At 65.6% G+C, this 398-nt stretch carries 1 protein-coding gene; it reads right to left on the bottom strand.

Features of this window, described 5'->3' with window-relative positions; genetic code table 11:
* Positions 1 to 398, bottom strand: a 398-nt coding sequence (locus AVS7_RS14755) for a tyrosine-type recombinase/integrase (RefSeq protein ID WP_020229151.1), incomplete at both ends; no start/stop codon positions are given.

Here is a 398-nt window from a genome sequence, read left to right as displayed (position 1 = left end):
TCACATCGGCATGGCCCAGCAATTCCTGCACCGTGCGGATGTCATAGCCCGATTGCAGCAGATGCGTGGCAAACGAATGCCGCAGCACGTGCGGCGACACCGGCTTGGCGATCTGCGCCCGCCGCGCCGCCGCCCGCACCACGCGCTGCACCGATTCTGGATAGATATGGTGGCGCCGCTCCAGCAGTTCGCCCGTGCGCGCATCCGGGCGCGGGTCGGTGGAACGCACCGGCGACGGAAACACCCACTGCCAAGTCCAGCTTTTGTCAGCCTGCGGATACTTCACCGCCAGCGCATGCGGCAAAAGCACGCCCGGCAGACCCGCCGCCACATCCTTTTCATGCAAGGCTCGCGCTTTTTGCAACTGCGCCTGCAAGGGGGCTATCAGGTTCTCGGGC

The organism is Acidovorax sp. MR-S7 (genome assembly GCF_000400995.2).
In the GTDB taxonomy this organism is placed as follows: domain Bacteria; phylum Pseudomonadota; class Gammaproteobacteria; order Burkholderiales; family Burkholderiaceae_C; genus MR-S7.
This window is presented reverse-complemented; position numbering and strand designations above follow the sequence as displayed.